The organism is Vicinamibacteria bacterium, assembly GCA_035570235.1.
Taxonomy (GTDB): domain Bacteria; phylum Acidobacteriota; class Vicinamibacteria; order Fen-336; family Fen-336; genus DATMML01.
The window spans coordinates 1-15055 of record DATMML010000097.1; the positions used below are offsets into that span (position 1 = coordinate 1).

Consider the following 15055-nt stretch of genomic DNA (forward strand, 5'->3'; position numbering starts at 1 on the left):
CGGGCTTCACCGGTTCCGGGGAGGCCGTCTTCCGCGCCGAAGGCGTGGGCCTAGGGGTGGGAAGGGTGGGGGCGGTGGGGGTCTGCGCGGGCTGCGGGGTGGGGGCGAGAGTCGCGGGGGGGGGCGATGCCGGCGACGCAACCGGCGTTCCCGGCGCCTGGGAGTGGATCCAGAACCAGGCGCCGACCCCGGCCCCCGCTATTAGCACGACGACCGCGGCCAAGAGAGGCACGTTGCTGCGGGAAGCCGGGCCGGTCGCCCTCCTCGGCTTGACGGTCGGCATTCGCGCGGCCTCGGTGGCGCGGGGGGAGGGACGGGGTGCTTGGCGTCCAGCCGGGGTCCGCAGGCTCCCCACAACTTGCAGGAGATAGGACAGGTCCTTGGGCCGCCAGTCGGGGCCCTTCTCCAGGCAGCCCATGATGGCGTCGGTCAGGTCCCGTGAGACGTCCGGGCGCAGGTCCGAGAGGGGCGTCGGCCTCTCCTCCGAGGGGCTCTTGCCGGACAGCATCTCGTAAAGGATCACGCCCGCGGAGTAGATGTCGGCCTGCGGGGAATGACCGGCGCCCTCCGCGATTTCGGGGGCCCGGTAGCGCGGGGAAGGGGTGCCGCCCATGGCTTCCGTCAGGACGCAGGTGCCGTCGGACTGGACCTCTATCTTGGAGGGCTCGAGGGAACGGTGCACGGTTCCCTTTTTGTGGGCGTCGTTGAGGGCGCTACAGAGGCCCTCTATGACCTTGAGCTGCTCGGCGAGGGAATGGTCCTGCCTGAGCCAGGCATCGAGATTCATGCCCGGGATGGCTCCCGGGAGGGGGGCAAAACGGTGGGGCGAGGCATCCTGGGCTTGAGGCTACCCGCCGAGAGCCCCACGGTCAAGGGGCGAGCCGGACCCCGTTCAGGCCAGGGCCCGCGGGGAGCGCCCCCTCAAGGGGGCGTACAGGGCGCGCCGCATGTCGGGAGAGATCCGGGTGTCGGAGGCCACGTCCCAGAGGCCGTTCGAGAGTCCGTAGGCCACCGCCGATCCCTTCGGGCTGTGGTGGTAGAGGTGGTGCCGCTTGATGTACCGGAAGTAACGTCCCCGGAACTGGCAGAAGTGGACGGAGTGGTGGACCCACTCCTCGATGATGTAGGCCTGGAGGAAGCCCGCCAGGAGGGCGGGCAGGGTCGCGAGGGGGAACAAAAAGCTCAGGAGCGCGATGGGGCCGACGAACGGCAGGGTGTCCTGGATGGTGCCGTTGATGTGGTTGCCGTCCCAGGGGCGCTTGTGGTGTTCCCAGTGGAGGTGATCGAAGTGTCTGTGGAGGAAGTGCTCGAGGACCCCGGGGCCATCCGGGAACCGCCCATGCAGAATGTAGCGGTGGACGGCGTACTCGACCGCGGTCCAGACGAAGACCCCGAGGGCGAAGGACCCGAGGGCCAGGCTCGGGCGGGAGGGCACAGCAAGGACCATGACCCCAACCGCGAAGACCGAGTAGAGGATGGAGACGGGGTACAAGCGCCGGCGGGCCTTGCGGGCCTCGACTTCACGCTGGATCCCTGCCGGAATGGCATCGCCCATGCTTGAGACGGACCTCTTCAGGGGTGCCCGGGGACTCGGATCGGGCGACAAAGGCCATACAATGCCGCAAGACGCGGGTGCAAATCAAGCCGGGTCTCCGTGTCCCCGCCCCCGCCAACGGATGGCGGGCAATCCACCCGAGGGGTCAGGGCCCCCGCAGCGTGTCTGCCGCGCGGAATCTACGCGCGGCCGCGGGACGCCCGCCGTCCCAGCTCTCCCCGCCCCCAAGGATCAATGTGAGGGGGGTGGGGTCAGCGGTGGCAAGCCTTTGCGCTGGGCTTCCTTGTCCAGGACCTGTACGAGGTCATTCAGGCGGGGAAGCTTCTTCCCGTCGATGAAGACGGTCGGCGTGGCTTGGATGCCCAGCCTTTGCGCCTCCTCGATCTGGGCGGTCAGCCGCTCTTTCGTACGCGGGTCGGCGATACAGCCCTCGAGGGCCGCCCCGTTCAGGCCCGCCTCTGTCCCCAGCCGTGCGACATCCGCGGGCTGGGGATTGTGGAGCTCGTTGCTGAAGACCCGGTCGTGGTACGGCCAGAAGTGACCCTGGTACTGGGCGCAGATGGCGCCTAAGGCCAGCCAGCAGGCCCCGGGGTGGGTCGAGGCCTTCAGCTTGGGGTTGCAGGCCTGATCCAGCGGAAAGTTCTTGTAGTACAGGGCCACCCGGTTCCCTGATTGGGTCATGAAGTTGATGAAAAACCCCGCCAGCGCGCGGCAATAGGGGCACATGAAGTCCGAGTACTCCACGACCTGGATGGGCGCTCCCGCCGGTCCCTTGAAGGGCACTTCCGTCAAGTCCAGGCTCTGTACGGGGGCCTGGTCGAACTCGCGGGCCGCCTTGGCCGCGAAGTACTGTTCGAGCTTCTGCGGATCGTCCAGCGTCTCCTGCAAGCGGCGGGCCTGCTCTTGGTATTTGCGCGCCTCGGGATCTGTGGGAACAGACGCGGGCGGGCTGGCGGTGACCATGGGGGCGGTAGCTACGGGGGTGAGCGGCGCCGATGCGGCCGGCCGCCCGAACATTGCGGCCGCCCGCTCCGCCTCCCGAGCCTTGAGCGCGCGGTCGGCCGCGAACGTGCCGCCGGCCGCCACCAGGCTGCCCAGAGCCCAGCCCACCGCGGCCAAGCGGCCCTCCGGCCGACCGAGCGCCGCTCCCAGCGCGCGCGCCGACCGCCAGGCGGGGAAGAGCGCGGCCAGAGCGCCTGCGTTCAAGACGTAGGTGGCGAGGCAGAGCTTGCAAAATGCCTTGACCAGGAAGGCCTGCACGCCGAGTAAGCCGAGGTCGACGAGTAGGGCGAGCGCGAGCAGGGCGAAGGCCAATCCGGCAAAGGGATCGCGGGACTCGGGGGGAGAGAGCGCGGCGGGGACGAGGAGCAGAGCCAGGGAGAGGTAGAGAAACAGGCCGACCGCGGCCAAGGGGATCCCGGCCAGCGCCGAGTACTGACTGCGGGCCACGGTCTCGCAGCCGCTCGTGGTCCCGTCGCCGCAGACCTGGTTCACGGCCGCGACCGCCAGATCCTCCCCGTGATGTTGGAAGAGGAGAAGGCTCGAGAGGATGGCCCCCGCCACGCAGAGCAGCACGGCCACCGCCAGCCTCGTCGTCGCATTCGTTCCCAAGCCCACCTCCCGCGGCCGAATCTAGCCCACGCTCGTCCCCGCGCGCAAGCCGCGTCGGTCCGCTAAACTCTGGGCCATGAGGAGCGAGGCGCGCCCCCGGGTCCTGATCCTGGGCGGAGGATTCGGCGGCCTGGCCGCCGCCCGCGCCCTCGCGAGCGCCCCCGTCGATGTCCTGCTCCTGGACCGGACCAACCATCACCTCTTCCAGCCCCTTCTCTACCAGGTGGCGACGGCCGGGCTCTCCCCGGCCGAGATCGCCTCCCCCATCCGCCGTATCCTCTGGAGACAGGCGAACGCACGGGTGGAGCTGGCGGAAGCCACCGGTATCGACCCCGTAGCCCGACGCGTGCGCCTCCTCGACGGCGAGGTGTCCTACGACTACTTGGTTCTGGCCACGGGAACCACCCACTCCTACTTCGGTCACGCGGATTGGATGCCCCACGCGCCCGGCCTCAAGAGCCTTGACGAGGCCCTCGACATCAGGCGGCGCGTGCTCTTGGCCTTCGAGGAGGCGGAACGCGAGCTCGTGGTGGAGAGGCGGCGTTCGTGGCTGACTTTCGTGGTGATCGGGGGAGGGCCCACCGGAGTGGAGATGACGGGAGCCCTCGCCGAGGTCGCGCGCCACACGCTGGCCCGGGACTTCCGGCGCATCGAGCCCGCGTCGGCGCGGGTGATCCTCGTGGAGGGGGGTCCGCGGGTGCTTCCCGCCTACCCCCCTGATCTGTCCGCCAAGGCGGCCCGGCAGCTGGAGGCGCTGGGGGCGCAGGTCAGGACGGGAACCATGGTGACGGGGGTGGACGCCGAGGGCGTCCAGCTCGGCCCCGAGCGCATTGCCGCTCGCACCGTGGTGTGGGCGGCGGGGGTCCAGGCCTCGCCCCTGGCCCGCGACCTGGGCGGGCCCCTCGACCGCGCGGGGCGCGTCAAGGTCAGGGGGGACCTCACCCTCCCGGATCGGCAGGAGGTCTTCGTGATCGGGGACCTGGTGGCGCTCGAACAGGACGGTTTGCCTATCCCGGGCGTCGCCCCCGCCGCCATCCAAATGGGGCGCCACGCCGGCCGCAACATCTCTCGCTCCCTGCGCGGGCAGCCCCTCCTGCCCTTCCGCTACGTGGACAAGGGCTCGCTCGCCACCATCGGGCGCTGCGCGGCGGTGGCGGCGATTGGCCCGCTCAAGCTCTCTGGGTTCGCGGCTTGGATCGCTTGGCTGGGCATCCATATCTTCTTTCTCATCGGCTTTAGGAACCGCTTCGTGGTCATGTTCACCTGGGCCTGGGCTTACCTCACCTACCAGCGCAGCGCGCGCCTCATCCTCGGGCGGAGCAAGGGCTAGCCGAGATCAGCTAGAATGCGCCGCTGGCAAGCACGCCGCCACCTTCTTGAACGGGGATCCGCGGAAAGCGGGAACTTTGAGCCCTTCCCGGTCGTATCGCTCCCTCGTATACGTGTCCAACCCCGGTCCCTAGAGAGGATGCTGCCTGTGATCAAGAAGCTCGTGGCCTGGCCGCTTGCCACCCTGACTCTCGCCGTGGCGCCGACCGGCTCCGCGGAGCCCGTCTCCACGCCCGCCGGGGCCGCGTCCACGTTCGACCTGACCGCCCTCGACCGAAGCGTGGATGCGTGCACCGATTTCTACCGGTTCGCCTGTGGCGGCTGGTTGGCCAAGAACCCCGTCCCCGCCGAGGAGTCGCGGTGGGGCCGCTTCAACGAATTGGAGGAGCGCAACCGGGCCACCCTGCGGGGGATCCTCGAGAAGGCTTCCCCGGACACCCCGGGCCGAGACCCACTGGACCAGAAGATCGGCGACTACTACGCGAGCTGCATGGACGAGGGCGGCATCGAGGCCAAGGGTGCTTCTCCCCTGAGGCCGGAGCAAGAGCTGATCGCCGCCGTCACGACCAAGCCCGCCCTCGCGGGAGTGGTGGCGCACCTCCACCGGCAGGGCGTCAACGTCCTCTTCTCATTCGCCTCGAACCAGGACTTCAAGGACGCCAGCGCGGTCATCGCGGAGGCGGACCAGGGGGGGTTGGGCCTGCCCGACCGCGACTACTACTTCCGGGAGGACGCCAAGTCCGCTGAGATCCGGACCCAGTATCTTGCCCACGTGAAGAAGATGCTGGGGCTGCTGGGGGACAAACCCGAGGCGGCCGAGCGCGGGGCGAAGGCGGTCATGGACATCGAGACCGCCCTCGCCCGGGCTTCCCTGGACGTGGTGTCACGACGCGATCCCGCCAAGATTTACCACAAGATGGAGCGGGGAAAGCTGGTGGCCTTATGCCCCGCCTTCGACTGGAGCCGCTATCTCCAAGGCGTCAATGCCCCGCCCCTCCAGAGCCTGAACGTGGCCGTGCCAGACTTCTTCAAGGGCTTGGACGAGCTTCTGCCAAATGTCCCCCTCGAGGACCTGAAGACCTACCTGCGCTGGCAGCTCGTCCACGCCTCCGCCCCCGTCTTGCCCGCCGCCTTCGTGAACGAGAATTTTGCCTTCTTCGGCAAGGTCCTGACCGGCGCCACCGAGCTGCGCCCGCGCTGGAAGCGCTGCACGGACTTCACGGACAGCGATCTTGGCGAGGCCCTGGGACGGCGCTACGTCGAGCAAACCTTCGGGGCCAAGGGCAAGGAGCGGACGATCGCGATGGTGGCGGCCCTCGAAAAGGCCCTCGCCCGCGACATCCAGGAGCTGACCTGGATGACCGAGCCCACGAAGAAAGAGGCCCTGAAGAAGCTGGCCGCGGTTGCCAACAAGATCGGCTACCCGGACCGCTGGCGAGACTACGGCAGCCTAAAGATCGTAAGGGGCGACGCCCTCGGCAACTCCCTGCGGAGCAACGCCTTCGAACTTCAGCGGAGGCTGGCCAAGATCGGTCAGCCCGTGGATCGCCAGGAGTGGCTCATGACTCCTCCCACCGTCAACGCCTACTACAACCCCCTGATGAACGACATCAATTTCCCCGCCGGCATACTGCAGCCGCCCTTCTTTGACAACGCCGTCGACGACGCCATCAACTTCGGGGCCATCGGAGCCGTCATCGGGCACGAGCTGACCCACGGCTTCGACGACCAGGGCCGACAGTTCGGGCCCACCGGGAACCTGCAGGACTGGTGGAAGGAGGAGGACGCGCGGGAGTTCGAGAAGCGCTCCGGGTGCGTGGCCGACCAATACTCCGGCTACACGGCGGTCGCGGACGTGAAAGTCAACGGCCGGCTCACCCTTGGCGAGAACGTGGCCGACAACGGCGGCGTGCGCATCGCCTACAAGGCGCTCCACGACGTGCTCGCGGCTCGGGAGCCGGCGCTCACGGACGGGTTCACCGCCGACCAGCGCCTCTTCCTGGGCTGGGGGCAGATCTGGTGCGCGAACCAGCGGGACGAGATCACCCGCCTCTTGGCCCAGACCGACCCCCATTCCCCGCCCTCAGACCGCGTGAATGGCGTGGTCTCCAACATGCCCGAGTTCGCCAAGGCCTTCGGCTGCAAGGCGGGGGCGTCCATGGTCCGGGAGAACGCTTGCCGAGTCTGGTGAGCGGTCCGGCCCCGGGAAGAGAGAGGAGGACCTCGATGCGTGGCGGATGGCTCTTGTCCGTGCTCGCCCTTGGTGTGGCGGCCCCGGCCCCCGCGGCCACGAAGGCGGCCGAATGGCGGATCCCGGTGGAAGTGAAGAAGCTCGCCAACGGGCTCACGGTGGTGGTCTCGGAAGACCACACGAGCCCGACCTTCGGGCTCTCGATCGTCTACGGGATCGGGTTCCGTTTGGAGCCGAAAGGCCGGACCGGCTTCGCCCACCTCTTCGAACACTTGATGTTCGAGGGCACGCCCGCGGCCCCCAAAGGAGTGATGGACAGCGTCATCGAGGGCGGGGGGGGCGTCCTGAACGGATCCACGCGCTACGACTACACCAACTACATCTCCTCCGCGCCCGTCTCCGCCTTAGACCCCATCCTGTGGATCGAGGCGGACCGGATGAAGACCCTGGATTTCTCGGAGAAGAACCTCGCCAACCAGCGGGATGTGGTCAAGGAGGAGATCCGGGTCAACGTCAAGAACCGGCCCTACGGCCTCTTTTTCTGGACCGACGTCGCAGGCAAGGCCTTCGACAAGTGGGAGAACGCCCACGACGGGTACGGCTCCTTCGCGGACCTGGACGCGGCCACCCTGGCCGACGTGGAGTCGTTCTTCCACACCTATTACGCCCCCAACAACGCGGTGCTCGCGATCACGGGGGACCTGGTACCGGGGGAGGTCTTCGCGAAGGCCGAAAAGTACTTCGGCAGCGTCCCCTCCCGCCCCACGCCCAAGCCCCCCGATGTCTCCGAGGGCCTGAACACCGCCGAGCGCACCTTGGAGGAGACGGATCCCCTGGCCAAAGTCCCGGCGCTCGCCGTGGGCTGGAAGATGCCGGCCCGGGGCAGCCTCGACCATGTGCCCGCAGCCGTCCTGGCCCAGATCCTGGTGGGGGGGGAGGCGTCCCGCTTATACCAGGGGCTGGTCAAGGGGAAGGAGCTCCTGCTTCAGGTGCAGGGCGGCCTCAACTGGCCCCTGGGCACCCCCTGGAACTTCGGGGGCCCCACCCTCACCACCATCTTCGCTCTCTACAAGCCCACCACCACCGCCCGCGCGGTGGTGGATGCTATGGAGGGCGAGATCCAGAAGCTCGTGACGTTAGGGGTCCCGGCCGAGGAGCTGGCGCGCACAAAAACCAAGATGCGGTCGGATTTCTACGCCGGCCTGGAGCCCCTGATCAACCGAGCCGACGCCCTCGCTCTGGCCCAGCTGATCACGGGAAGAGCGGCTTCCCTCAACGAGATCCCCGGGCAGATCCAGGCCGTGACCGCGGCGGATGTTCAGCGGGCGGCCGGGACGTACTTCAAGGTCTCCAACCGGACGGTGGTGGACCGCCGGCCTGCGGCCCCCCCCGCTGCTCAGAAAGAGACGAGGTAGGACCATGGCAAGACGCCTCGCCGTCCTGTTCACTCTCCTGGCCGCGCCCGCGGCTCTCAGGGCGGCCGAGAAACCGCTCTCCCTGCCCAAGGACCTGCCTCCCTACGGAGAGGACCGGCCCCTGCCCGTGCCCGCCCTCGACCAATCGCGGCTGCCCGGGGGGCTCACCATCTGGCTCGTGAAGCGCCCCGGCATTCCCCGCCTGACCGCGGTGCTGGTCACGCGGGGCGGCACCGCCGCCGATCCCGCGGGCCGGGAGGGGGTGGCCCAGGTCCTGGCCGACACGATCAAAGAGGGTACGACCACCCGCACCTCCAAGCGGATCGCCGAAGAGCTGCAGTCGGTCGGAGGCGAGATCGGGAGCTCGGCCTCGGATGACGCGATCTTCCTCACCGTGGACGGCCTGTCCTCGGGCGCCGCGACCCTCCTGGAGATCCTGGCCGACGTGGCCCAGCACGCCTCCTTCCCGGCCGCGGAGGTGGAGCTGGCCAGGAACAACGCCATCCAGGGCCTGCTGGCGCGCGAGTCCACCCCCGAGTTCTTGGCCGAGAAGGCCTTCGCCCGGGCCGTCTACGGCGACCATCCCTACCGGGTGGTGGCGCCCACCCGGGAGACGCTGGGCCTGGTCACCCCCGAGCTCTTGAAAGCGGAGTTTTCCCGCCGCTTCCGTCCCGAGCGCTCGCTTCTGGTCGTGGTCGGGGACCTGGACCCCGCGGCGGTGTCTGCGCTACTGGCCCGGAGCCTCGCGGGCTGGAAAGGAGCGGGCGAGGCACCACCCGCCACCCCTCCCTCTCCGGGGGCCGGCGGCCGTCGGATCTATGTCGTGAACCGGCCGGGCTCCGTCCAGTCCCTGATCCTGGCCGGCCGACCAACCGTCACCGCGACCGATCCCCAGTACTACCCCCTGCTCGTCGCCAACACCATCTTCTCGGGCTCTTTCAGCAGCCGCCTGGTCAAGAACATCCGCGAGGACAAGGGCTACACCTACTCGCCCCGGGGGGCGGTGGTGGCCCGGGAGGAGGGCGGCCTCGTGCGGGTGCGCGCCGACGTGCGCAACGAGGTGACCGGCGCCTCCACCCTGGAGATCTTCTACGAGCTCGATCGCATGGGGGCCACCAGCCCCACCGCGGACGAGCTCAGCCGCGCCAAGCGCTATCAGGCCGGCCTCTACCTGCTGCGCAACCAGATCCAGGGGGCGGTGGCCCGCACTCTGGCCACGAACTGGGTCAACGGCCTGCCTCCCCAAGCCCTCGGCGAGTTCGTGACCCGGATCAACGCGGTGAGCGCGGATGAGGTGCGGAAGGCGGGGCAGTCCTTCTACCCCTCCGTCACCCAGACCGTGGTCGTGGTGGGCGACGAGGCGAAGATCAAGGCGGAGATGGCGCAGTTCGGTCCCTTGACCACGGTCCAGCCCTAGACGCGGTCGAGGTGGGCCGCTTCCGCGTCCCCCATCTCCACGCCCGTCCGGAAGTACTCGCGCCAGCGGCGGGTCACGGTCCGCGCCGTCTCGGGGTCGCCGCTGAGCTCCTTCGGAAAGGACGGCTTCCGGCGGGCGTCCAGGAGCACCGGGGCCTCGTAGCCCAGGTGGTGGCGGAGCACGCGCACCGAAGCCGCGTGGATGTCGGCCGCGGGCTCGAAGCGGGTGAAGGTGGTCCAGAGGAAATTCATGGGGCTGGCCGCGGCCCGTTTGGGCTCGTCGGTGAGGACGAGGAGGGGCCAACCCCGGAAGGCGGGATGGGCGGCCAGGCGCTCACCGGCCTTGGGGTCGGTGGCGTGGGGGGGGCCTCCCACGACCAGGCAGCCTCCACAGAAGACCCGCACGTCCGTCACCTCGGGGGGCGGGGGTGGGGAGGGCCGGAACTCGCGGGGCAGGTCGCGCACGGGATCTCCCAAGCCCAGCCAGACGCCCTTGGAGCCCTCGTTCACCCGGGGCCCCGTGTAGTCGAGGGTGTCCATGGAGAGGTTGGCAAAGACATAGAGATCGGTGGCGGGGTTCGTGCGGCAGAGCACGTGCTCGAGCGTCTTCCGGAAGTCCCGGAGGTCCACCGGGCGGTCGGTCACGAAGAGGAATTTCGTGAGGGAGAGCTGGCCCTCGCCCAGGATGCGGAAGGCGGAAGCCATGGCCTCCCGCGGGTAGCGCTGCTTCACCACCGCCGCGGCCAGGGAGTGGTAGCCGGTCTCGCCGTAGGACCAAAGGTGGCTGACCGCGGGCATGACCAGGGGGAAGAGCGGGGAGAGCAGGTCCTGCAGGAGGTCGCCGATGTAGAAGTCCTCCTGCCGGGGCTTGCCCACGACCGTGGCCGGGTAGATCGCGTCCCGGCGACGGGCGAGGTGATCCACGCGGAAGACGGGGTAGTCGTGCCGCAGCGAGTAGTAGCCGTAGTGGTCGCCGAAAGGCCCCTCGGGCGAGCGTTCCCGAGGGGGAACGTGACCCACGAGCGCGAACTCGGCGTTGGCCACGAGCGGGTGGGGGCCGGGACCTGGGCAGAGCCTCAGCCGTTCGCCTAGGAGGAGCGAGGCCAGCATCAGCTCGGGCACGTTCTCGGGCAGGGGGGCGACCGCGGCCAGGATGAGGGCCGGCGGCCCCCCCAGAAACACGGTCACGGGCAACGGCTGGTCCCGCGCCTCCGCGGCCGCGTAGTGGAAGCCCCCGCCCTTGCCGATCTGCCAATGCATGCCCGTGCGGCGGGGGTCGTGGACGTGCAAGCGGTAGATGCCGAGGTTGTGCCCCTTTCCCTCCGGGTGCTCGGTGTAGACGAGGGGCAGGGTGACGAACGGCCCCCCGTCCTCCGGCCAGCAGGTGAGGATGGGAAGACGGTCCAGCCGCACGTCGCTCGTGACCACGTCGAGGACGGGGCCCGAGCGCCCGCGCCCCAGGCCGATGCGCCAGGCCTCGCGGGCCAGGTCCCGGGCCTCCCAGAGGGCCGCCAAGCGGGGCGGCACCAGCCGCTCGGCCAGCTGGACGAGGCGCTCGATCAACCGCCGCGGCCTGCGGCCGAAGGCCATTTCCGCCCGGCGCGCGGTGCCGAAGAGGTTGGTGGTGAGCGGGAAGTCCGCCCCCTTGACGTTCGTGAAGAGAAGCGCCGGACCGCCGGCCGCGATCACCCGGCGATGGATCTCGGCCGCCTCCAGCCTCGCGTCGACCGGCGCCTCCACCACCGCGAGGTCGCCCTCCCGCCGGAGCTGGTCCAGAAACGCGCGCAGATCGGGGAAGTGGGGCTCGTTCACGATCGGGGGCTCATCGGAGCGCTTGACCCGAACGGGACCCCCGGCAGCCGGTTGCGACCGAGCCGAGGCTGCCCAGGGCTATTGGACCCGACTCGGCGTCGGTCGGTGGTAGGGTGAGATCCTGACTCGCCCACATGACGGGCGCTACGGCCAGGAGGGCCGAAGGTAAAGCACGTGGAGCGTCGAGACCCCCGCCGACGTTTGGCGGACGCCGCGGGAAGCGTGAATGGCAAGTTCAGGACGCCGACTCCGAGACGAAGCGAGTGACCTCGGGCAGACTACGGGCGGGGACCGGCTCCCGTCAAATCGTTCGGACCCCAGGAAGCGAGATGCCGGAGCTGCCGGAAGTCGAGAATGCCCGCCGCCGGGCGTCGCGGGTACTCCGCGGACGTCGCATCGCGCGGGTGGCCGTCGTCGAAGACCCGATTGTCTACGCGGGCGTCCGCCCCCGCGACTTCGCGGCCGCGCTCTCCGGCCGCCGCGTGGAAGCGGTGGGGCGCAAGGGCAAGCACCTCTGGCTGGAGCTGGACCGACGCCCATGGCCACTCTTCCACTTCGGCATGACGGGTTCCTTCGAGATCTACGCCCTGGGGCGCGAGCGGCCCCGCTTCTGGAAGGTCGAGCTCACCACCGAGGAGGGCGTCTGCCTAGCCATGCCCGACGCTCGCCGCTTCGGGCGGATCCGCCTGCAGCAGGAGCCCGAGCGGGACTCCCCCCTTCGCGACCTGGGTTTCGACCCCCTCCTGGGCCTGCCCGAGGCCGTGGCACTGGGAGCGTTGCTGGCCCGGCGCCGGGCTCCGATCAAGGCCGTGCTCCTGGACCAAGGGGTGTTCGCGGGGGTCGGGAACTGGATCGCGGACGAGGTCCTGTTCCAGGCCCGCATCCGGCCTCACCGTCCGGCCGCCGATCTCCGCCCCCCGGAGGTGCGTCGGCTCCGCTCGCGGCTGCTTGCGATCGTCACCCGGGCGGTGGCGGTGGGGGCCGACTCCGACCGCTTCCCCCGCACCTGGCTCTTCCACTACCGCTGGGGGAAGGAGGAGGGGGCCCGCACTGCACACGCGGAGAGAATCGTCCACGAGACCATTGGCGGTCGCACCACGGCCTGGGTTCCCGCCCGTCAGCGCTGAGGCCGCGGCCCGCTCCGGTACGCGTCCACGATCCCGTAGACCCAAAGGGCGGTCAGGAGGAGGGTGAAGCCGACGAAGAAGCCCCCGTTCCGCCGCTGGACTTCCTCCACCATCGCCAAGACGGAGAGGGGATCGAAGGTGGCCATGTCCTCGGGCAGGCCGCCCAGGACCTCCCTCACGAGGCGCACGATTAGCCAGATGGCCGAGATCAACGTGGCCCCTATCAGGAGGACGCCCTTCCCGTACTCGCGGTTGTGGATTTGGCCCGCTCCCGGGCAGACGAGCCCGGAGAGCAAGGCCGCGCGGAGCGGCCGGCTCCGGGCCGGTAGCTTCGCCGCGGCCGGTGCGGCCAGGCGGGCCAGGACCCGTCGGGTCAGGGCCTCTGCCCCCTCGGCCCGGCCCCCGGCCAGGAACAACCGGGGTCCGGTCTCGGCGGGGGCCCACCCGGGAGGCCGGGCGACTACGTGCACGTGCAGGTGGGGGAGGACTTCGGCGAAGAGCGAGACGTAGACCTTTTCGCAGGACGTCTCCGCCCTGAGCGCCGCCGCCACCTGGGCCAGGAGCGGCCCGAGCAAGGAGAGCTCTTCCGCCCGGAGAGCGTCGATCTGTTCCACGTGCCGGGCGGGGGCCACCACCAGCCAGCCGGGCACCGGTCCCCCCTCCGGAATCGCGTGGACCACGAACGGCCCCCGCCGGAGCATCCCACCCGGCGCGGGGGCTCCCCTGACGATCCGGCACTCCGAACAGTCGCGTACGGGCTCGCTCAAGGGGAGACCAGAGCGAAGGTCCGCATCGAGAGGCTGCCGTAGTGCCAGCCCTCGTAGACCGTGGCCACGCCGTCGCCCTTGGCGCGGCTCCCCAGCACGAAGAAGGTCGGGTCGAAATGCTCGCTGGTGGGGACGGCGAGGGCTGCCTGGGGGGCCATCTGGCGATAGGCCTTGATGGCCTCGATGTCCATGCCGAGGAGACGTTCCCGCATCCACTCGTCGAAGGCCCGGGCCCACTCCTCGGCGGGGGCGGCCTTGTCGTCGAGGCGCATGCGGCCGAGGTTGTGGACGATGCCCCCGCTGCCGAGGAGGAGGACGCTCCGCTCGCGGAGGGGGGCCAGGGCCTGCCCGACGGCCAAAAGCGCCTCCGGCTCTCTGAGCCGCGGAAGGGAGACCTCCACCACGGGCGTCCGCGCCTCGGGGAAGGCGATGCGGAGGGGGACCCAGAGCCCGTGGTCCCAGCCCCGCGAAGGCTCGAGGGCCGGGCTGAGACCCGCCCCGGTGAGCAGGCCCGCGACCTCGCGCCCGAGCGCCGGTGCGCCCGGAGCGGGGTAGGTCAGGCGGTAGAGCGCGTCCGGGAAGCCGGAGAAGTCATAGATGAGCGGCGGCCGGGGGTTCACGTTGACGCGGACGGGCCCGGAATCCTCCCAGTGGGCGGACACCACCACGATTGCGGTGGGGGAAGGGAGGCCGGTGGCGAAGCCGCGCAGGGCGCGGGTGTAGTCGTCCTCCTCCAGAGCAATGCTGGGGGCGCCGTGGGAAATGAAGAGGGCGGGGAAGCGCGCCAATTCTCAGACCCTCCGGCCCGCCACGTCCTGGGGTGTTGGCTGCTTGTGGCCGAGCACGGGGTGCGGCTTGTAGGGGGCCTCCAGCCGCGCGATCTCCTCCTCGCTGAGGCTCACCGCCACCGCGGCCGCGGCCTCGTCCAGATGCTCGATCCGGGTGGCCCCGATGATCGGCGCCGCCACCCCCGGCCTCGAGAGCAGCCAGGCCAGGGCGACCTGGGCGGGCTTGAGGCCCCGCGCACGGGCTACTTCCTGCACCGCGTCCAGCACGTCGAAGTCCTCGCTGCGGAAGTAAAGCTTGTCCGCGAAGTCGTCGGAGCGGGCGCGGGCAGTGTCCTTCTGTCCATCGCGAGTGCGATTGCCGGTCAGGAATCCGCGGGCGAGAGGGCTCCAGGGCATAAGGCCCACCCCCTGGTCCAGGCAGAGGGGGATCATCTCCCGCTCCTCCTCCCGGTAGACCAGGTTGTAGTGGTTCTGCATGGAGACAAACCGGTGGCCGAGGTTGCGGGCGGCGGCGTGGAGGGCCCCCGCGAACTGCCAGGCGGCCATGCTGCTCGCCCCCAGATACCGCACCTTGCCCGCGCGCACGAGCGCGTCCAGGGCCTCCATGGTCTCCTCCGTGGGCGTGGCGGGGTCCCAGCGGTGGGTCTGGTAGAGGTCGATGAAATCTACCCCCAGCCGGCGCAGGGACGCGTCGCAGGCTTCCAGAATGTGCTTCCGAGAGAGCCCGCTTCGGTTTGCACCCTTCTCTACGGGGAAGAAGACCTTGGTGGCCAGCACGTAGTCGTGGCGGGAGGCCAGCGCCTTGAGCATCCGGCCCGTGACCTCCTCGCTCCGACCAAGGGAGTACATATCGGCGGTGTCGAAGAAGTTGATGCCGAGGTCGAAAGCCTTGCGGAAGTGGGGGCGCGAAGACTCCTCGTCCAGGACCCAGGGCCGCCAGCCGGGATCGCCGTAGCTCATGCAGCCCAGGCAGAGCCGCGAGACCTCGAGACCGCTACGACCGAGCCGAATGGTGTCCATGGGCCCTCACTTCTTCAGCTTGGC

At 69.8% G+C, this 15055-nt stretch carries 12 protein-coding genes; 5 read left to right on the plus strand and 7 right to left on the minus strand.

The annotated features are described in order from the left end of the window. The 3 genes from VN461_18170 to VN461_18180 form a co-directional block, all read right to left on the minus strand. Window positions 1–787: hypothetical protein (locus VN461_18170; protein HXB56701.1), on the minus strand; the 787-nt coding region annotated here is incomplete at its 3' end. Between the two features lie 105 nt (window positions 788–892). After that, window positions 893–1555 (minus strand): sterol desaturase family protein, encoded by a 663-nt coding sequence (locus VN461_18175; protein HXB56702.1) that lies wholly within the window; start codon window positions 1553–1555, stop codon window positions 893–895. A 231-nt stretch (window positions 1556–1786) separates the two neighbouring features. Beyond that, window positions 1787–3166, minus strand: a complete 1380-nt coding sequence (locus tag VN461_18180) for a thioredoxin domain-containing protein (GenBank protein HXB56703.1) — start codon at window positions 3164–3166, stop codon at window positions 1787–1789. 76 nt (window positions 3167–3242) lie between these two features. On the opposite strand from VN461_18180, the gene VN461_18185 reads away from it, so the two are divergent. The 4 genes from VN461_18185 to VN461_18200 all read left to right on the plus strand — a co-directional run bounded on the left by VN461_18185 (window position 3243) and on the right by VN461_18200 (window position 9518). Beyond that, complete coding sequence (locus tag VN461_18185) at window positions 3243–4496, plus strand: NAD(P)/FAD-dependent oxidoreductase (GenBank protein HXB56704.1); 1254 nt, start codon at window positions 3243–3245, stop codon at window positions 4494–4496. A 147-nt stretch (window positions 4497–4643) separates the two neighbouring features. Then, a complete protein-coding gene (locus tag VN461_18190) occupies window positions 4644–6686 on the plus strand; it encodes a M13 family metallopeptidase (protein ID HXB56705.1) in 2043 nt (680 codons plus the stop codon). Between the two features lie 35 nt (window positions 6687–6721). After that, window positions 6722–8101 carry a pitrilysin family protein gene (locus tag VN461_18195; GenBank protein HXB56706.1) on the plus strand — a complete coding sequence of 460 codons (1380 nt, stop codon included), beginning with the start codon at window positions 6722–6724 and terminating at the stop codon, window positions 8099–8101. A 4-nt stretch (window positions 8102–8105) separates the two neighbouring features. Then, the gene (locus VN461_18200; protein ID HXB56707.1) at window positions 8106–9518 is read left to right on the plus strand and encodes a pitrilysin family protein; all 1413 of its coding nucleotides are present in this window, start codon (window positions 8106–8108) and stop codon (window positions 9516–9518) included. On the opposite strand, the gene VN461_18205 is transcribed toward VN461_18200, so the two are convergent. Next, entirely contained in the window at window positions 9515–11329 is a 1815-nt protein-coding gene (locus VN461_18205; protein ID HXB56708.1) for a UbiD family decarboxylase, read from the minus strand. The two genes, VN461_18200 and VN461_18205, sit on opposite strands and share 4 nt — an antisense overlap. Window positions 11330–11658: 329 nt before the next feature. On the opposite strand from VN461_18205, the gene VN461_18210 reads away from it, so the two are divergent. Next, complete coding sequence (locus tag VN461_18210) at window positions 11659–12456, plus strand: DNA-formamidopyrimidine glycosylase family protein (protein HXB56709.1); 798 nt, start codon at window positions 11659–11661, stop codon at window positions 12454–12456. Here VN461_18210 and VN461_18215 read toward each other — a convergent pair. From VN461_18215 to VN461_18225, 3 genes are all read right to left on the minus strand, one after another. Then, entirely contained in the window at window positions 12447–13136 is a 690-nt protein-coding gene (locus VN461_18215) for an HIT domain-containing protein (protein ID HXB56710.1), read from the minus strand. The genes VN461_18210 and VN461_18215 overlap by 10 nt on opposite strands. A gap of 83 nt (window positions 13137–13219) precedes the next feature. Beyond that, a complete protein-coding gene (locus VN461_18220) occupies window positions 13220–14011 on the minus strand; it encodes a class III extradiol ring-cleavage dioxygenase (protein HXB56711.1) in 792 nt (263 codons plus the stop codon). A gap of 3 nt (window positions 14012–14014) precedes the next feature. Next, window positions 14015–15031 carry an aldo/keto reductase gene (locus VN461_18225; protein HXB56712.1) on the minus strand — a complete coding sequence of 339 codons (1017 nt, stop codon included), beginning with the start codon at window positions 15029–15031 and terminating at the stop codon, window positions 14015–14017. Window positions 15032–15055: the final 24 nt, after the last annotated feature.